Raw genomic sequence first — 16,683 nt, forward strand, 5'->3', positions numbered from 1 at the left:
TCACCCTACCGGGTGCAGCCTGTGGTGGCGTGGACACGAGGGTAGCCGTCAGCCGGGGTCGAGTACCCGTTTCAGGAAGCGGCGGGTTCGTTCTTCCTGGGGCTCGCCGATCACCTGGTCGGCCGGGCCGTGCTCGACGATGGCGCCCTCGTCGAGGAACAGGACCTGATCCGCTACCTGCTGGGCGAAGCGGATCTCGTGGGTCACGATCACCATCGTCCAGTCCTGTGCGGCCAGGTCTTTGATCACCGCGAGCACCTCGCCGACCAGTTCGGGGTCCAGCGACGAGGTCGGTTCGTCGAACAGCACCACGCGGGGTTTCAGGGCCAGGGCCCGGGCTATCCCGACGCGCTGCTGCTGCCCTCCGGAAAGCTCGAAGGGATAGGCGTCCGCGCGGTCACCGAGCCCCACCTGTTCCAGCAGGGTCTCGGCCGCGGCGACCGCCTCTTCCCGGGGCCGCTGCTGGGCGACGACGGGGCCTTCGATGATGTTTTCCAGCACCGTGCGGTGCGGGAAGAGGTTGTGGGACTGGAAGACCATCCCGCTCTGGGCGCGGAGCCGGCTCGCCTCCCGGCGCCCCGCCCGGCCGCGGGGCAGCCGGGCGAAGTCGATCTCGACATCGTCGATGCCGATCACCCCGCGCTCCGGGATATCGAGCGCATTGAGGGAGCGCAGCACCGTGGTCTTGCCCGACCCCGAGGGACCCAGCAGGACGGTCGAGGTGCCGCGCCGGGATTCGAAGTCGAGGCCGCGCAGCACCTGACGCTCGCCGAAGGACTTCTCGAGACCTCGGACCCGGATCCGGGCGGGCTCGCTGTTGTGCGCAGTGGTGTCGGTCATTTGGCAACAAACCTGTCGAGTCGGGTCTCCAGTCGTTTCTGCACGGCGGAGAGGGCCGCGCAGATCACCCAGTAGTACAGCGCGGCGAACGTGTACAGGGCGAGGAAGTCGTTGCTTTCGGCCGCCGCGAGCTGGGCCTCACGGAACAGTTCGGTCAGGAGTACCACCGAACCGAGCGATGTGTCCTTGAGCAGCGAGAGCAGGGTGTTGGACAGCGGTGGCACCGCTGTCCTGGTCGCCTGCGGGAGAATGATGCGGCGCAGCGTCTGCGCATACCCGAGACCGACCGTCGCCGCCGCCTCGAACTGGCCCTTCGGCACCGCCAGAATCGCCGACCGGATCACTTCGGCCGCATAACCGGCCACATTGAGACTGAACGCGATCACCGCCGCGAGGAACGGATCGAACTTCAACCCGATCTGCGGCAGCCCGTAGAAGACGATGAACAGCTGCACCAGCAGGGGCGTGCCGCGAATGATGGAGATGAATGCGCGGGCGGGCGCGGCGAGGAGGCGATAGGACGATATCCGTGCCAGCGCGACCAGTAGCGCCAGCGCGAGCCCGATGGCGAAGCTCAGCGCGGTGAGCGGGATCGTCACCTTCACGAGGCCGACGAACATCGGCCACGCCGCCCCGCGCAACACCTCCAAGGTGCCGCGGGCGCCACGTCCTTCCGACAGGTCGGCGGTGCCGCCGTCCGGTATCGAAACATCGGCCCGGAAATACTTCTGTGAGATGGCGGCGAGTGTTCCGTCGGCGGCCAGTGCGGCGAGTGCCCGGTTCGCCTGGTCGAGCAATGCGGCGTCGTCCTTGCGGAAGGCGAGGACCTGTTCACTGGTCTCCGCTCCCGCGTCGCCGACGATCTCGATATCGGTGGACCCGGTACTGGCCAGGTAGTCGAGCACAGCGATGTTGTCGTTGACGATCGCGTCGACGCGTCCCTGAGTGAGCAGCGCCGCCGCCTGCGCGAAACCCTCGACCGCTTCCACGTTTGCGCCGGCGTCGCGGGCTACCTGAGCCCAGTTGCTGGTGCTCGACTGCGCGGTCGTGCGCCCGGCGAGATCGTCCAGGGTCCGGATCTGCTCGTCGCCCGTGCGCCGGACGATCACGCCGCGCGAGTAGGTGTAGGTATCGGACAGCCCGTATTTCGCCCGGCGCTCGTCGTTGATCGACACCTGGTTGGCGATGATATCGATCCGCCCGGAATCCAGAGCGGGAAAGATCGCGTCCCATTGTGTTTCGACGAATTCGAGTTCCCAGCCGGCCCGGTCGGCGATCGCCCGGACCACCTCGATGTCGTAGCCGGTGAGTTCCCGGCTGCCGGGATCGTGGAACGAGAACGGTGGATAGGTGCCCTCGGTCCCGACCTTCACCACCGGCCGGCCGGGATCCTGCGCCGTCGCCACGCCTACCTGCGTGGCTCCGGCGAGTACCAGGAGCAGAGACAGCACCACGCCTCTGAGCACATGTCGCATCGGCGACCCCCTCGCGTCGGCCGGAACCGGAATCCGGCACTGGAGAAAGAGCGTAGTGCGGATCCGGTCGCTTCTCGCGATTCGGCGCAGGCTGATCCGTACCAGCGCGAGCGTCCTCGTAGGTTCGGTATCGAGGTGCGGGGCCGGTACGAAAATCCGGTGGACGCAACGAGCATGCCGGCGGGCGCAGCCCGCAGTATGCGGGGCCGGGCGATACCGGCCCCGCACTCGTCAGTCGACCGGGGCGACGCGGATCAGGTTGCCGTCGGGATCGGCGACCACGAAGGTGCGGCCGAAGACCTCGTCGTAGGGCTCGGCGACGATATCGACACCCTTGTCGACCCACTTCCGGAAGTGGTTGTCGATCTCCTCGGGCCCGCCGGGCAGTGCCAGGCAGAGTTCACTGGTGCGTGAGCCGGTGAAGGAGAAGCCCTCCTCGACCCCGCTCCACACGGCGAGCTGGATACCGCCGCCGAGGTCGAAGGCGATGAAGCGCGGGGTTTCGAATACGGGCTTCATCTCGAACAGGTCGCCGTAGAAGCGGGCGGCGGCGGCCGCGTCGCGGACGTACACGATGAACATGTTCGGTGTGGTCATGGGGTGTTCTCCTCTTGCCGTTGTCGTGGACAAGAAGAGATTCGCTGCCATACCTGACAGATTCCGGCAGGTTTTCGGAAGAATCTTCCGATATGACGCCCGATCGTTTCTTCTCCCTGCTGATCGCCCTGCAGTCCCGGGAAACCGTCACCACGACCGATCTGGCGGCGGAGCTGGGCATATCGGTGCGGACGGTGTTCCGGGACGTGCAATGGCTGCAGGATGCCGGGTTCCCGATACTGGTCCGGCGGGGGAGATGGGGCGGGGTGACACTGCTCCCCGGCGGTGCCCTCGACCTCGCCCGGCTCACCCCGGCCGAGCGCGACCATCTCGCGTTGTCCGGTCTCGACGATGCGCAGCGTGATCAGCTCGGGGGTGGGGTCGACAGCCGGCGAGCCAGGAGCAAGGTGGCGCCGGGGCGGATACGGCCGGAGAATCTGCTGCCGGTGCATGCGGTGGTCACCACGGACAACCGGCCCTGGTTCGGGCCGCCCGGTGCGGGCATCGGGCCCGCGGAACTACTGGGTGACCTGCGGCGCGGTGTCCGGTTGCGGGTCAACTACCGCCGGTCGGACGAGGCCGGCCCGTCCTGGCAGATCGTCGACCCCTATGGTCTGCTGGCCAAGGGCGGCCGGTGGTATCTCGTGGCCGATCATTCGGCCCGGCCGCGCCTGTTTTCGCTGGAACGAGTCGCCGGTTGGCGCCCGTTGCGCACGCCCCGGCGGCTGCGGCCCGGAGTGACCTTGCAGGCGGTGGCCGCGGAACTCTCGGCGGGCTGGGAAACCACGGGAGCCGTCCGGATCGAGGGCGAGCTGACCGCAGGCCAGCTGGAACGCGCGAAACGCATCCTCGGAACCCGCTTGACGGTCCTGTCGCCGGAGGTGGACGGGCGGGTGTGTATCGGTGTGGCCTGCCGGGTGATCGAGGATGTACGCCAGCTTCTGCAGTTCGCCGACGACTTCCTCGTGACGGGACCGCCGGAGGCGCGCGAACGGATCCGCGAGCTGGCGGGAGCGATGCTGCGGCAGTACCGGTGAAAGCCGGAACCGTAGCGAGGTATGTGTTGGGGGTCACAGTTCGATCGGCGACGAGTTTTCGATCATGGCGCCGTCCTATGCGAGGAACGTTGTGTGGAACAAGGAGACCGAATATGGCGGCACAGCTGAAGGGCCCCGCGTCCTACTTCCCCTCCATCGAGGCGAAGTACGGCCGCAGCATCGAGGAGTGGAAGACCGCCCTGCGTGATTCCGGTTTGGCGTCTCACAAAGAGCTCGTCGAATTCTTGAAGACCGAGCACGGTTTCGGTCACGGGCATGCGAACGCACTCACCCAGCATCATCTGCATCCCGAGAAATGGGGCGCCTGACGGTTGCGGACAACCGACCGGGAGGGCCGGCCGAGCGCACGAGGGGTGTTGCAGATGTACCCGCATCTGCTGCTTTCGGCGGCCTGCCCGGTGGTATGCGACCGGGCGGCGCCCGAGTCACATGATCCGGGAGGTGTCGACCGGGGCCGCAAACGACTTGTAGGCGGCGCACCACGGCACGTCCATCCGGGCCCGTGCTGACGGCATACCGATCCGCCGTCGAACCCGCCGGGGCACCGAGTGCTGCGGCAGCGAAATCCCGTCGCGTGGGCGGGTCGAGCCGTAGGCTTCGCCGCACCGGCACGATGGTGGCGGCAGATACCGTCACGAGGGATTGGGGCGTACGGCATGGCGATTCGGGAGCGACTCGGGTTCACGGCGGCCGAACCCGCACCGGTCTACGGTGAACCGTTCGAGACCGCCGACGGCGCAATCGTCATCACCGTAGCCCGCCGCGGCGTGATCAGTCCGGTGATGCGGCCCGCCGGGGTGTTCGTCGTCCGCGACGGCGGCGCGACGTGGGTTCCGGCGGTGGATGTCAATCGTATTGCGCTCATGGGCGAGCTGATCGGCCTGCTCGCGGCCGTGATCACCAGCCTCGCGATCCTGCGCCGGCCGCCCTGGCCCGACCTCGGCCGCCGCTCCTGCGACTGACCGGCCCCGGCCACTTCGACGGTCCGCAGCCGATCCGGGCCGGCCGGGTCGACTGCGGCCGGCGCGGCCGAGGGGACGTATATCAGGCGGGTTCGCCGCGCCGCGCGGCATCCAGCAATCGCACTGCCCGCGGGCCCATGCCGTGCAATGCGAGCAGGTCGTCAAGATGCTCCGGCAGGTCGGCGAGCGTCCGATGGCCGGCGTCGATCAGTGCACCGGTGGCGGGGCGGCCGATCTTCACCCCGTCGAAGACCGGGCCACGGTCCTGGGCAGTGCTCATCCCGCGAAACTACACCGTGAGCAGCGAGTCGCGAAGGTTCGTGAGCGTGCCGGTATCGAGCCCGAGTACGGTCTTCGCGAATTCGTCCCAGCTGCCGTACTTGTTGTGGACTGCGTCGAGTACGGGCTGGATCATGCCGGCGCTCTGTTCCATCAGGGGGCGGATGAGTTCGATATCGACGCCTTTGCCGGAGAGGAACGCGTACGTCTTGTCGTTGTGTTCGCGGTTGTATGTGTTGGAGAGGACGAAGTCCGCGACGATTGTCTCGTCCGGTACGCCGAGTAGCCCGAGCAGCAGGGCGGTCATCATGCCGGTGCGGTCCTTACCCGCGGTGCAGTGATAGATCACGGCCTTGTCGGAGCCGGCGATGAGACGCAATGTTTCCGCGTAGCCGGCCATGGTGCCCGGCTTGCCGAGCTGGTTCACGAAGCTCTCGTCTGCGATACGCATCGCCTTACCGCCACCGAGCGTGGCTTCCATAGCGGCGCCGTCCCCGGTGGTCATCGCCGATTGGATGGCTTCCGAGAGAGCCTGGGTGTTGTCGTCGAGCAGTGGGATACTCACCAACTCGACCCCCGCCGGCACCTGATCCGCGCCGGATTTCGCGATTTCGTCCTCGCCGCGGAAGTCGACAACTGTGCCCACATTCGCGCCCTCGACGGCGCGGCGGTCGTCCGCGGTGAGGTCGGCGAGGCTGTCCCCGCGGAAGACCCGGCCCCAGGCGACCGACCGTCCGTCGGCGGTTCGGTATCCGCCGATATCCCGGACGTTGTGAGCGCCCTGTAGTGCGAACTGCCGGGTCGAGGCAACGGTTCCGTCGTCGTCCCCGTTACGCGCCTCGAAATACCAGCGCATCACCGGGTCGAGATCGGTGATTTCCGCGGACCGGCCGTCTATATCGGCGACCTCGTCGCCGGTCGCCGACGGATCGGCGGCCGAGGTCGACGCGAAGATGGTGGCCTTGCCGGCGCCGTTCCAGGTCAAGTCGAAATCACCGGCGCTCGTCGATTCCACGGTGAGGCCGGTGGGGGCAGATGCGCTGGGCGTGGTGTCACATGCCGTGAGCGTCAATGCGGCGGCAAGCCCGAATGCTGCGGTTGTGGCGGTGAATCCAGATTTAATGCGCGGCCTCACTTGTCGTGTCGCAACGACCGTAGACACAGTCGTGATTGTGCAGGCAGCCGCTCTCGATGATCGGGATCGGATGGATTCCGCCGGTGCGCGGTCGATCGGGGCGCCGGGCAGGCCCCGGTCTCGGCGGTAGCCCGATTCAGTCATCCTCGGCAGGAGTGACAACGCTGCGGCTGATTGCCTCCCAACGGCGCCAGACGAGTTCCGGTGCGACCGGATTCGCGCGGTCGGCGACCGCCGTGAGCAGGCCGACAAGCGCCCAGGACAGGGCGGTGACGGTGAGGTCGTCGGTGCGGGGCCCGGACTGCTCGTCGAGATGTTCGCGCAGGATGGCGGCCATACTGCTGCGGCATCCGCGCAGGGCTGTCACCGAAGCCTTCGGCCCGATCAACGGTTCGTAAACCTGCGGATAACGCGCGGCCAGGCCGATCATCACTCGCACCGGCGCCCAGCGGCCGCGGTCGGATGAGCGGGCGATTTCCCGGCGCAGGTGCTCACCGCAGCTCACCACGAGCAGATCGTCTTTATCCCGGTAGTGGGCGTAGAACGTGGAGCGCCCGATATCCGCCCGCGCGATCACATCGCTCACGCTGATGCGGTCGTAGGCGCGCTCCATCATCAGCTCGATGAGGGCGCGATGCAGGGTCTCCCGGGTGCGCCGGACCCTGCGGTCAGGGGTGCTCATAGGTCTTCCTCGGTGGACAGTTCCGCCGGATCTGTCCGGAAACGGACGGATCCGGCACATCTGATTCTGGTCGACAGCGGCCGCGCTGGCGACGATCGACCCATGACATCAGATCAGCACACCCGCAGCCCGATGTTCGTCGACGCACCCGATACCGGATTGGTCATCGAGGGCATGCGGCGATACAACTTGTTCACCACCGTCTGGTTCCTCGGCCGCCATCGCCGGTTGCTCGCCGAACTGGTCCGGGCGAGTGGTGCCCAGCCGGGGGACGATGCCGCCGATATCGGTTGTGGTCCCGGGAAACTCGTTCGCGCACTGGGAGCGCAGGTCGGGCCGCGCGGCAGTGTCGCCGGCATCGACCCCTCCGCCACCGCCATCGACTACAACCACCGCCGTGACACCCGCCCGAACCACCGCTACCTAGCGGCTCCGGCCCAGGAGCTGCCACTGCCCGATGCCTCCGTCGACGTCGTGACGTGCACCTTCGTCATGCACCACATTCCGGAGGAATATCGGGAGCCGGCGATCGCCGAGATGTGGCGTGTGCTGCGGCCGGGGGCCGGCTGCTGCTTGCCGACGCCCGGCAAACCCCGCGGGTGCGGTTCCTGTTCGGCTGGTCAACGCGTCGGAACGAGGGCGCCGACCCACTCGCGGAAGTCGATATCCGGCGCTACACCCCAGCCCTGCAGTCGTTGGGTTTCGCTGGAATCGAGTACCGGGAAAGCCGTTACGTGACAGGGGTGTCGACCGCTTCCAAGCCGTTCAGTTCCCCTCTACCGTCCAGAACAACTCGGGAAGACAGCCCGCCGAGCTCGGGGTCCCAGCATCGATCGAGCCAAGGTTAGTCCCAAGGGTGGGAAGCCGCCTGGTTGTGTGGAAGATTGTTCGAGTTGATTATGCGGGAGGAGATGAGGTGCCGACGTGGTGAACACATGGGGTCGAGCCCATATGCTGCACCCGGATACGGCGGCGGCGCTGGAATCCGGTCGGGCATTCGTCCATGCTGCCCACGATATGTTCGAGGCAATCGACAAGATCCGTGCTCGGCGTCCGTCCCCCAGCTCTCGCGTTATCCCCGAAGTCGACGGGATGGGGCGTCTGACCGACCTGTACATCGCGCCGGGTACTATCGCTGCCTTCGACAGGGCGGAATTGGTTGCCGATATCATGGCTGGTATCCATGACAGTACGGTTGATGCACTTCGGCAGCATCGATCGACCGTGGAGGATGCCCACTGGCCGATGCCTAGACGGCATGAGTGATGTTGCTTCCCTGCGTTTTCGATGGGTGAGGTCCTGGTGAATAGGCACAACTCGGACTTCGAGGCGGAATCGGCGGTATCCAGTGCAACTTCGGGGTATGAGGTGTTCAACCCCGACTATTCCGTGGGGGTAGCGTGCGATCGTCACGGAATGATCATCGGTATACATCTCGGTGACGAGGTGTGGGAGAACACCGATGCGTGGCTGTCGAATGAAATTCTCAGAGTCGCAAAGTTGGCACGGATGAAGTCGCAGGTCGGCCGTCGTGCCGAGCTGGTAGCCACCAATAAAGGGGCCCATCTTGCGAGCAGGCTGGGGCTTCCGAGGGGGGCCGACTACAAACTGGCCGAAAGGGCTGAGTTCGGGGACGCTTGAAACTCCCAGGGGTGGGGATGGCCGATAATGATTCAAACTGTCGGAAACGGAGGGTCTCCAGCTATGGTCAGGGACTTTGCGCAGGAGCCGGATGCATGGCGTAGGACGGGAAACACGGAGCGTGCAGCCGGGGATGTCGATCACCAGCGTGCGGTGGGGGATCCGGAGTGGGAGGGCAGCCTGGAGTATCAGCACGGCAAGGCGGCCAATGCGTTCAACACCTGGGCTCGCGAACACGCTCGTGGACGCGAAGCGGCATTCACCAACGGGGGAAACATCAGGCAGGGGATCGGTGATACATCCACCGGCGGTGGAAATACGTTCGAGACGACGGATCTGGAAGGCGACGGCCGGGTTCGGAGCATCTCGTCCGACGAGTGACGTGTAGGTATGGCCCCGTGAACGTTCTCGGAACAAGGATGTGTAGGTCGCGATTGTTCGCGGTTTTATCAGGCGAGGGGTTGACCGGCTGATGGGTAACGGCGAAAATTTCCTGAATCCAGGGGAGTCTCTCGAAGACGGCCAATGGATGGTCTCCGAGAATGGCGACTACAAGGTCGGAATGCAAGACGGCCAGCTCGTTACCATGCATGTTCCGAGTGAAACGACGACCCAGCTCTCCAGCGGAGACGGAGGGAACGCACTCAAGTTCACCGAGGAGGAGAGGTCCTGGTGGCCCAACGGGTGGACCGGGCAGCGCGGGCTGCACACGCTGCGGCTTGACGGTGACAATGGGCATACCTGGTCGGCCACGCCCGATAACGGGGACAACCGGGGCGGGCCGGACGGTGACTGGCATCAGGGGGGTGACCACAAGCCTGACCAGTTCGTGGTGACGAATGATGGTCAATTGGTCGCACTCTCGGACGTTCCCGGAGATTGGAGCGGAAATTATTCCGACCTGGACCCGGATAAAATTCTATGGGCAGCTCAAACCGAAGAAGCGCATGCGGAATTCCAGGAAGAAATCTCGAGTGCCAAACCTGAAAAAGGCGACAAGTTCTCGGATTTTCCCCTTCAGATCACCACTTTCTCGGGTGCATCGGAAACGCTCAAGGAGTTCCGTCGGATAGCAAACATGGCGCTTTTGGATGTTATGGACCAAATGGGTGCGGTGGATTCCAAGGATGCAAGTAGTCCTGAATTTCTCCGATACTTGAGGGATGCCAGGCAAGAGAAGGCCGACGGCAATAAAATAATCTATGACGACTTTCTGGCAGAAGATTTCGTTGCTCCACTGTCCACGGACGTGCGGGATTCCGAGGGGGAGACCACCGATTCCTACGAGAATGCATCGATTGCCGTATCGGCATTGGAGCAGTCCTGGATCAGCAGGGATATGAAACTCGAAGATCTGACCCATGAAGTAAATGGTTTGAACGACGATACCTATATCGATATGTACGACCATATACAGACGGCGAACGATGATATCGAGGAAGCGCTCAGAGGTGTCGAAGGTCAAGGGCCGGGCCAAGGGAAGATGTACACGGAGGAAGGGATACAGAACATTGCTGAAGAGTCCGCCATATACGGAATCATCAGCGAAGCTGTGCTGTATTGCACGGAGAAGGTGTGGACCTTTGCCGAGACGGTAGCCGATCTCGACTACCCGGTCGCGCCGGCCGACCCGATTTTCAAACAATTCGACGCGCCGGAGCCCGAACCCGAACCCGAACCGCAGCCCGAGCCCGAGCCCGAGCCCGAGCCTGAGCCGCAGCCGGAACCCGAGCCCGAGCCCCAACCGCAACCGGAACCCGAACCCGAGCCCGCCGACTCAGAGTTCGAGGGGTCCCAGGAGACCGGCAACGAGACCGGCGAGGGAACCGGCGAGGAGACCGGCGAAAGTACGACCGATGCGGATACGGAGCTGGCCGCCGTGGGCGAGGAGTTCTCGAATATTCTGGGCGGCTCCACATCCACTCCGGAGGGTTCGGCCACGGAGGATCTGCTCGGTGGGGGCGAGGAGGGCAAACCCTCGAGCCTCGAGGACCGGGTGATGGAGTACATCAACGGCGACACCGGGAATGCAGGCGGTGGCGCTACTCCGACTCCGACTCCGACGCCGCAGCCCGGTATGGATCCCGGGATTTTGGGTGCGCTGCCATTGTTGAGCGGGGTCATGGGTGGAAACGGCCCGTTTGGTGGGGGCGAGAAGGACGGGGACAAGGGCAAGGACGACGACGAGCGGGGTCGCGACCGGGATCGGCAGATTCCCGGCCCACCGCAGCAGTCTCCGGGCATGCCCGTTGCCACCGACCCGGGTACCGCCATCACTGCTCAGCCGGCCGTCGTTGCGCCGACCGACACCGGAGCGCCGCCGCTCGTCAGTACTCCCGGCGCCACTGTGGACTGGCCGGTACCCGGCGATCCGGAGAGTAAGATCAAAGTCCCGCAGGGTGTTTCCGACGCTCTCACCCGGCAGCAAGGTAATCCCGCTATCGATGCGGGCAGCGCTTATGCCGGGACCCCCGGGGAGCAGACCGTGGAGAAGCCGTGGCAGGTGGTCGACGTGTCGGCCCTGCGGACGGGTGATGTGATCGCGTGGGAGAACCACAGCGCGGTTGTCGTCGACAACGGTAGCGGGCCGCAGTATCTGGAGAACGGGGAGTTGGTGCCGCTGAATCAGAGCAATCTGGACAACCCCCAGTATGGAAAGTTCCAGAATTACTTCCATCCGACCGGTCTGGATGCGGCCGGTGGCACGAGTATGCAGGTTCCCGAAGCACCCACGGAGATGCCGGAGCCGAAGATCACCACATCGCAGCCGCCCGAGCCGCCACCGATCCCAGGGCCCGAGGAGGTATAGGCGGTTGCCGGTCGCTGGGGGTGCGGACACGGCAACCGGCGTGCGGGGAGTGGGAATGCTACTCTCCGCTGAGATCGCCGGAGGGAGGCAGCCATCACCGCACTGTGGATCGTCGTGTTGATCGTGGTACTCGTCTTGGCGGGCATCGTGGCGTACCTGCTGGTACAGCGCCGGAGCACGCCAGTCGCGCCGTCCGGGCCGGTCGACCCGTTCGCCGACAAGGACTCCGATGCCCTGCGCGGTGATCCGCGGGCGCTGAAGGCCGGCGATATCGCCGATATCTTCGGCGAAACCTACACCGTGCGGGGCTCGTTGCGGCTGACGGAGGGCGGCTACCAGTGGAGTGAGCATCTGCTGGACAACGCCAAGGGCATCCGCAAATGGCTGTCGGTCGAGGAGGATCCCGAGCTCGAGCTGGTGCTGTGGACGGAGACGCCGGGTATTCCGGCGCCCGGCGGTGACGAGCTCGAACACGCGGGAAAACGGTTCCGGCTGGAGGAGTCGGGTACCGCCCGCTACGTCGGGGAGGCGACCACCGGGTTGACCCCCTCCGGGACGGTTGCCTATTACGACTATCTCGCCGAGGACGGAACTCGCCTGTCGTTCGAGGATTTCGGGGATTCGGGGAAGAAGGAAGCGGCAATCGGGCAGGTCCTGTACCGCAGTGCGATTATGATTTATCCGCAGTCGCCGTCTTGAGTAGCTGTATTACCGGACGGGCTGGGTACCAGACGGGGGAAGGTTTTCTGTGAGTCGTAAATCCTGGGTGATCGCTGCTTTCTGCGCGATCCTCGCCTGTGTGCTGTCCGGATGTGGGTCCGATGACGACGACGGTGACGGGGCGCGCTCCTACATCACGTCCCACTACACCCGTGCCACGAATCTCGACGAGAAGAACAACGGCCGGGCGTATACCGCGAACAAGCAGCCGGGTGCGGTCGCCGACGAGATCACCAAGGCAGCGCGACCGCTGGACCGGCGTTCGAGTGGACCGACGACCTTCCTGCAGTACCGCGACGACATCATCGCGGTATCGCCGAACGGTTCCGGAACGAAGATTCTGGTCGACGACTACCGCAACGGTTACCGGCGCCATCACGCCTTTGTCAGTGTCTTCGGCTGGCCCAGCGATAACAGCGGCTTCCGCGGTGGCGGTTCCGGCGACGGAAAATAGGCTCCGCCGCGTGTTCTATCGACCCCTTCCAGGAGGAAACAATGCTCCAAGACCTGCCCGCGGACGCCGGTGCCGCGGCCGCCTACTCCGGCCTCGGCATCGTGCTGATGGTGCTCGGGTTCGTCCTGGTGGATGTGCTCACACCCGGTAACCTGCGCCACCAGATCTGGGTGGAACGCAACCGCAACGCCGCCCTGCTGGTCGCCGCGAATATGCTCGGTGTCGGCATCATCGTCGCTTCCGCGATCTGGACCTCCGGCGGTGCGATCGGACAGGCGCTGATCTCGAGCGCGGTCTACGGGATCATCGGCCTGGTCGCCATGGGCTTGGCGTTCCTGATCCTGGACTTCGCCACACCGGGTGAATTCCGGGGTGTGGTGAACGAACACGAGGTGCATCCCGGGGTGTGGGTGAGTGCCGCTGTGCATATCGCGGTCGCGGCCGTGGTCGCCTCCGCGCTCACGTAAAGGTGTCGGCGAGCACTCTGACAGCCGAACAGCCGCCGGGGGAGCCCGGCGGCGCGGCAGCCGACTCCGCGGTACAGCAGCCGGAAGTTCCCGGGCGGTTCCCCAGGATCGCTCTGCTCATCACCGTTTTCATCTGCGCGGCCTGTGGTCTGGTGTACGAACTTTCCCTGGTCACGCTGGGCAGTTATCTGATCGGTGATACCGCCACCCAGGCCTCGATCACGCTCAGCGTGATGGTGTGTGCGATGGGGATCGGTGCACTGGCCGCGAAACCGTTGCGGCATCTGGCGGCGCCGGCGTTCCTGGCGGTCGAGATCGCGCTGGCGCTGATCGGCGGATTGTCGGTGCTGGGCCTGTACGCCGCCTACGCCTGGCTCAACCTGTATACCGCGGCGCTGGTGCTGGCCTCGTGCGTGATCGGTGCCCTGGTGGGTGCCGAGATCCCGTTGCTGATGGAGCTGCTGCAACGCATCCGTAAACAGGAAGCGGGCAGCGCGGTCGCCGATCTGTTTGCGGCCGACTATGTGGGCGCGCTGCTGGGTGGCCTGGCGTTCCCGTTTCTGCTGCTGCCGGTGTTCGGGCAGATCCGCGGCAGTCTCATCGTGGGAGTGGTGAACGCGCTGGCCGGGCTGGCGCTGGTGTTCATCTGGTTCCGCGCGGACCTATCGCATCTGGTCAAAGCAACCTTCGGCATGGTCACGCTGCTCGTCGCGGGCGTCCTGATCGGTAGCTATGTCTACGCCGACCGGTTCGAGGCCACCGCCCAGCAGGCATTGTTCGCGGCACCGATCGTCTGGCAGCACCAGACCGAATACCAGAAGATCGTGCTCACCGAATCGGCCTCACCGTTCGGCACCCGCGACACCCGGTTGTTCCTCAACGGCGACCTGCAGTTCTCCTCGGTCGACGAGTACCGCTACCACGAGGCGATGGTGCATCCCGCGCTCGCCGGGAACCGGGAGAACGTCCTGGTCATCGGCGGTGGTGACGGGCTGGCCCTGCGCGAAATCCTGAAGTACCCGGACGTCCGCACCGTGACCCTGGTCGAACTCGACCCGGTCATGATCGACCTCGCCCGCACCGACCCCCGGCTCACCGAACTCAACCGGAACTCCTTCGCCGACCCCCGCGTCCGGACCGTCACCGCGGACGCGTTCACCTGGTTGCGTACCGCCCATGAGGAATACGACGCGGTGATCGTCGACCTGCCCGACCCGGATCAGACCTCCGTCGCGAAGCTCTACTCCACCGAGTTCTACGCCATGGCCGCCCAGGTGCTGGCCCCGGAAGCCACCATGGTGGTGCAGGCGGGTTCACCGTTCTTCGCTCCGCACTCCTACTGGTGTATCGCGGCGACCGTGCGCACTTCAGGGCTGACCGTGCTGCCTTACCACGTGGATGTGCCGAGCTTCGGCGATTGGGGATTCCTGCTCGCCACGCGCGAACCGAACCCCGAACTGCATCTCGACTCGCCAGAACCCCTGCGGTCGATCGACGGGACAAGCCTGCAAGCGGCGACGGTATTCGCGCCGGATCGCCGGGATACCGGCGAACAACCCTCAACGTTGATGCATCCGGTGATCCTGGATCTCGCGCGCAAGGAATGGGTTTAGGGCCGGAAGATCAGCGGCCGCGCGGCCCCGTCAGCGCCGCGCGCGCTCGCGGAACCAGAGATTTGCCGCCCACTTCTCACCCTGCTCGACTGGCATGCCGCCGTGCAAACTGCGCTCATGAACTCGATTCGTGCCGGTGTGGCAGTTGTGGAAGAGCACCATCCTGCCGGGAACTGCCCGGACCTCGATACCCAGCTCGGGGAAGCTCGTGGATCCGCCGGACGCGACCTCGTTCAGGTAGAGAAGGGCGGTAACCAGGCGCTGGCCCCCGCGGGCGAGACAGCGCTCGGCTTTGCGCGAGCCTGCGCGCCAGGCATCGTAGTGGGGGCGGTACTGCTGACCGGGCCCGTAGTGTAAAACCTGGAACGATTCGGCGTTGGACAAGGGAATTGCGACGATATCGCTGATCCGCGTGGCAAGCTGTAACGTCAGCTCGTTGTGGTCGTGGGGTATCCAGCAATTGCTGCCCGAACGGCCGGCGCTGACATAGCCACCGCATCTCCGCTGACCTCAGCGCGTTTCAGGATCTCGCGGCCCCGCTCGGTGAGCGTCGCCATCTCGTCCGGGGTCGCGATGCCGTCGAAAATCCATATGTCGGGGTCGGAGTGGAGCGATTTGCCCTCAGCGTAATTGCGACGAAGGTCTGTCAGGTCCTGGTTTCCGGGCGCGTCGGCCCCAGCCGCGTTCTGCTGAGCCGAATTTTCTGCCGGGCCCGAGGCCTGGAATTTTGCGACGGGTGTGTGCGTATTATCGTCCACTTCATCTACCGAGTGTGCTCGAGTCGGGCGGTTCCCAAGTCAGGACAGGTGCCAGGCCTCGGAGGGCCGGGCCTGTGGGAGTCATCCGCATTATCGTATTGCGTAGCAGGACCGTCGGCATCCCGGACAACTGCAGTACTACCCCCATCCGATGCGACAACCGCTGCAGCGGTTCGACCCGGGCCCGCCTGATCCGGTTGTATTCGGCGAGGGCGGTCTCGATATCCCGGTGCCGGTCGAGCAGGGCCGCGACGGTGACCGCATCCTCGATAGCCAGATTCGCGCCCTGCCCCAGATTCGGTGTCATGGCATGGGCGGCATCCCCGAGCAGCGCGACAGGCCCTCGCACGTAGCTGTCGAGCCGCGGCAGTTCGTAGATATCGTGCCGCAGTAGCGTCGCCGGATCGGTGGCGGCCAGCAGGTCCGGGATCGGATCGTGCCAGTCGGCGAAGCGGCGGCGGAGTTCGGCGAGTTCGCCGCCGGGGCTGTCGGTGCCCGCGGGCACGGTAGCGGAGCCGTAGAAGTACACCCGGCCGTCTCGTAGCGGGGCGATACCGAAACGATTTCCACGCCCGATGGTTTCGCCGCCGGAAGTTACCGGCGTGCGGGGCCGCACGATCGAGCGCCAGGCGGTGTAACCCGCGTACGCCGGTCGGGTGGTATAGGGCCAGTGCAGCGCCCGCACCGTGCTGTTGATGCCGTCGGCACCGAGCACCAGGTCGGTCTCGGAAGTACCGCGGCTGTGCCGGACCCGGACACCGTCGTCGGTGATATCCACCGAGTCCACCACCGCACCGAGCCGGAGCGATTCGTCCCCGAGCGCGCCGCGCAGGATATCGAACAAGTCGGTCCGGTGGATCATCACCAGATCGCCGTAGCGGTCGCGGATTTCGGAGACATCGGTCCGTGCCAGCCAGCGGCCGGACGGGTCACGCATCCCTGCTTCGGTGGCCGACAGGGCCTGTTCCCGGACGGGCGCGCCGACGCCGACCGTATCCAGTCCGCGTAAACCGTTGGGCCACAGACTCAACCCGGACCCGGCGGGCCCCACCTCGGTGGCCTTTTCGAGGACCTCTACCTGCCAGCCACGCCGCCGCAGTGCGACGGCCGCAGTGAGTCCCGCGATACCTGCCCCGACCACGACGGCCCGCCGTTGCTGCTGCCCGCTGGATTTGCCGGTCATCCCCACCTCC

The 16,683-nt window shown here is 65.5% G+C and carries 21 protein-coding genes; 12 read left to right on the plus strand and 9 right to left on the minus strand.

Features of this window, described 5'->3' with window-relative positions; translation table 11 throughout:
* Positions 1–48: 48 nt before the first annotated feature.
* The 3 genes from ON22_RS08410 to ON22_RS08420 form a co-directional block, all read right to left on the minus strand.
* Complete coding sequence (locus ON22_RS08410) at positions 49–840, minus strand: amino acid ABC transporter ATP-binding protein (protein ID WP_051157305.1); 792 nt, start codon at positions 838–840, stop codon at positions 49–51.
* Positions 837–2,315 carry an ABC transporter substrate-binding protein/permease gene (locus ON22_RS35535; RefSeq protein ID WP_081595415.1) on the minus strand — a complete coding sequence of 493 codons (1,479 nt, stop codon included), beginning with the start codon at positions 2,313–2,315 and terminating at the stop codon, positions 837–839. The genes ON22_RS08410 and ON22_RS35535 overlap by 4 nt, the downstream gene beginning before the upstream one ends.
* Before the next feature lie 231 nt (positions 2,316–2,546).
* Complete coding sequence (locus tag ON22_RS08420; protein ID WP_033244988.1) at positions 2,547–2,912, minus strand: VOC family protein; 366 nt, start codon at positions 2,910–2,912, stop codon at positions 2,547–2,549.
* A gap of 92 nt (positions 2,913–3,004) precedes the next feature.
* On the opposite strand from ON22_RS08420, the gene ON22_RS08425 reads away from it, so the two are divergent.
* The 3 genes from ON22_RS08425 (at position 3,005) to ON22_RS08435 (ending at position 4,932) form a co-directional block, all read left to right on the plus strand.
* Entirely contained in the window at positions 3,005–3,949 is a 945-nt protein-coding gene (locus ON22_RS08425; RefSeq protein ID WP_033244989.1) for a helix-turn-helix transcriptional regulator, read from the plus strand.
* A gap of 113 nt (positions 3,950–4,062) precedes the next feature.
* Entirely contained in the window at positions 4,063–4,278 is a 216-nt protein-coding gene (locus ON22_RS08430) for a DUF4287 domain-containing protein (protein ID WP_033244990.1), read from the plus strand.
* Positions 4,279–4,626: 348 nt separating this feature from the next.
* Entirely contained in the window at positions 4,627–4,932 is a 306-nt protein-coding gene (locus ON22_RS08435; RefSeq protein ID WP_033244991.1) for a hypothetical protein, read from the plus strand.
* A gap of 82 nt (positions 4,933–5,014) precedes the next feature.
* Here ON22_RS08435 and ON22_RS08440 read toward each other — a convergent pair whose 3' ends face one another.
* From ON22_RS08440 to ON22_RS34490, 3 genes are all read right to left on the minus strand, one after another.
* A complete protein-coding gene (locus ON22_RS08440) occupies positions 5,015–5,212 on the minus strand; it encodes a hypothetical protein (protein WP_033244992.1) in 198 nt (65 codons plus the stop codon).
* A 9-nt stretch (positions 5,213–5,221) separates the two neighbouring features.
* Positions 5,222–6,226 (minus strand): tyrosine-protein phosphatase, encoded by a 1,005-nt coding sequence (locus tag ON22_RS08445; protein WP_051157306.1) that lies wholly within the window; start codon positions 6,224–6,226, stop codon positions 5,222–5,224.
* Between the two features lie 256 nt (positions 6,227–6,482).
* Positions 6,483–7,028, minus strand: a complete 546-nt coding sequence (locus ON22_RS34490) for a TetR/AcrR family transcriptional regulator (RefSeq protein WP_051157307.1) — start codon at positions 7,026–7,028, stop codon at positions 6,483–6,485.
* Between the two features lie 102 nt (positions 7,029–7,130).
* On the opposite strand from ON22_RS34490, the gene ON22_RS34495 reads away from it, so the two are divergent.
* From ON22_RS34495 to ON22_RS08495, 9 genes are all read left to right on the plus strand, one after another.
* Positions 7,131–7,766 (plus strand): class I SAM-dependent methyltransferase, encoded by a 636-nt coding sequence (locus ON22_RS34495; protein WP_255218519.1) that lies wholly within the window; start codon positions 7,131–7,133, stop codon positions 7,764–7,766.
* Between the two features lie 186 nt (positions 7,767–7,952).
* Positions 7,953–8,294, plus strand: coding sequence for a hypothetical protein (locus ON22_RS08460; protein ID WP_231508633.1), 342 nt, complete (start codon positions 7,953–7,955; stop codon positions 8,292–8,294).
* 21 nt (positions 8,295–8,315) lie between these two features.
* The gene (locus ON22_RS08465; protein ID WP_156052330.1) at positions 8,316–8,669 is read left to right on the plus strand and encodes a hypothetical protein; all 354 of its coding nucleotides are present in this window, start codon (positions 8,316–8,318) and stop codon (positions 8,667–8,669) included.
* Between the two features lie 63 nt (positions 8,670–8,732).
* Positions 8,733–9,050 carry a hypothetical protein gene (locus tag ON22_RS08470; RefSeq protein ID WP_156052331.1) on the plus strand — a complete coding sequence of 106 codons (318 nt, stop codon included), beginning with the start codon at positions 8,733–8,735 and terminating at the stop codon, positions 9,048–9,050.
* Positions 9,051–9,141: 91 nt separating this feature from the next.
* Positions 9,142–11,478 (plus strand): hypothetical protein, encoded by a 2,337-nt coding sequence (locus ON22_RS37470; protein WP_051157310.1) that lies wholly within the window; start codon positions 9,142–9,144, stop codon positions 11,476–11,478.
* 114 nt (positions 11,479–11,592) lie between these two features.
* A complete protein-coding gene (locus ON22_RS08480; RefSeq protein WP_231508634.1) occupies positions 11,593–12,177 on the plus strand; it encodes a DUF4178 domain-containing protein in 585 nt (194 codons plus the stop codon).
* A 49-nt stretch (positions 12,178–12,226) separates the two neighbouring features.
* A complete protein-coding gene (locus tag ON22_RS08485) occupies positions 12,227–12,652 on the plus strand; it encodes a DUF4247 domain-containing protein (protein WP_051157311.1) in 426 nt (141 codons plus the stop codon).
* 41 nt (positions 12,653–12,693) lie between these two features.
* The gene (locus ON22_RS08490) at positions 12,694–13,119 is read left to right on the plus strand and encodes a DUF350 domain-containing protein (RefSeq protein ID WP_033244996.1); all 426 of its coding nucleotides are present in this window, start codon (positions 12,694–12,696) and stop codon (positions 13,117–13,119) included.
* A 2-nt stretch (positions 13,120–13,121) separates the two neighbouring features.
* On the plus strand, positions 13,122–14,732 hold the full coding sequence (locus tag ON22_RS08495; RefSeq protein ID WP_255218520.1) for a polyamine aminopropyltransferase: 1,611 nt from the start codon (positions 13,122–13,124) through the stop codon (positions 14,730–14,732).
* Between the two features lie 30 nt (positions 14,733–14,762).
* On the opposite strand, the gene ON22_RS08500 is transcribed toward ON22_RS08495, so the two are convergent.
* Genes ON22_RS08500 through ON22_RS08510 form a run of 3 tightly spaced genes read right to left on the minus strand, consistent with a single transcriptional unit; the run spans position 14,763 to position 16,673 of the window.
* Positions 14,763–15,116 carry a prolyl hydroxylase family protein gene (locus ON22_RS08500; protein ID WP_051157312.1) on the minus strand — a complete coding sequence of 118 codons (354 nt, stop codon included), beginning with the start codon at positions 15,114–15,116 and terminating at the stop codon, positions 14,763–14,765.
* A gap of 44 nt (positions 15,117–15,160) precedes the next feature.
* The gene (locus tag ON22_RS08505; RefSeq protein WP_033244997.1) at positions 15,161–15,490 is read right to left on the minus strand and encodes a hypothetical protein; all 330 of its coding nucleotides are present in this window, start codon (positions 15,488–15,490) and stop codon (positions 15,161–15,163) included.
* Position 15,491: 1 nt separating this feature from the next.
* Entirely contained in the window at positions 15,492–16,673 is a 1,182-nt protein-coding gene (locus ON22_RS08510; RefSeq protein ID WP_033244998.1) for an FAD-dependent oxidoreductase, read from the minus strand.
* Between the last annotated feature and the right edge of the window lie 10 nt (positions 16,674–16,683).

Origin of the sequence: Nocardia carnea NBRC 14403 (genome assembly GCF_000308515.1) — a bacterium.
Lineage (GTDB): Bacteria > Actinomycetota > Actinomycetes > Mycobacteriales > Mycobacteriaceae > Nocardia > Nocardia carnea.

Excerpts from the sequence above, each read along its gene's own strand:
- ON22_RS08410 (WP_051157305.1), bottom strand. The coding sequence starts at position 840 with ATGACCGACACCACTGCGCACAACAGCGAGCCCGCCCGGATCCGGGTC.
- ON22_RS35535 (WP_081595415.1), bottom strand. The coding sequence starts at position 2,315 with ATGCGACATGTGCTCAGAGGCGTGGTGCTGTCTCTGCTCCTGGTACTC.
- ON22_RS08420 (WP_033244988.1), bottom strand. The coding sequence starts at position 2,912 with ATGACCACACCGAACATGTTCATCGTGTACGTCCGCGACGCGGCCGCC.
- ON22_RS08425 (WP_033244989.1), top strand. The coding sequence starts at position 3,005 with ATGACGCCCGATCGTTTCTTCTCCCTGCTGATCGCCCTGCAGTCCCGG.
- ON22_RS08430 (WP_033244990.1), top strand. The coding sequence starts at position 4,063 with ATGGCGGCACAGCTGAAGGGCCCCGCGTCCTACTTCCCCTCCATCGAG.
- ON22_RS08435 (WP_033244991.1), top strand. The coding sequence starts at position 4,627 with ATGGCGATTCGGGAGCGACTCGGGTTCACGGCGGCCGAACCCGCACCG.
- ON22_RS08440 (WP_033244992.1), bottom strand. The coding sequence starts at position 5,212 with ATGAGCACTGCCCAGGACCGTGGCCCGGTCTTCGACGGGGTGAAGATC.
- ON22_RS34490 (WP_051157307.1), bottom strand. The coding sequence starts at position 7,028 with ATGAGCACCCCTGACCGCAGGGTCCGGCGCACCCGGGAGACCCTGCAT.
- ON22_RS34495 (WP_255218519.1), top strand. The coding sequence starts at position 7,131 with ATGACATCAGATCAGCACACCCGCAGCCCGATGTTCGTCGACGCACCC.
- ON22_RS08465 (WP_156052330.1), top strand. The coding sequence starts at position 8,316 with ATGGGTGAGGTCCTGGTGAATAGGCACAACTCGGACTTCGAGGCGGAA.
- ON22_RS08470 (WP_156052331.1), top strand. The coding sequence starts at position 8,733 with ATGGTCAGGGACTTTGCGCAGGAGCCGGATGCATGGCGTAGGACGGGA.
- ON22_RS37470 (WP_051157310.1), top strand. The coding sequence starts at position 9,142 with ATGGGTAACGGCGAAAATTTCCTGAATCCAGGGGAGTCTCTCGAAGAC.
- ON22_RS08490 (WP_033244996.1), top strand. The coding sequence starts at position 12,694 with ATGCTCCAAGACCTGCCCGCGGACGCCGGTGCCGCGGCCGCCTACTCC.
- ON22_RS08510 (WP_033244998.1), bottom strand. The coding sequence starts at position 16,673 with ATGACCGGCAAATCCAGCGGGCAGCAGCAACGGCGGGCCGTCGTGGTC.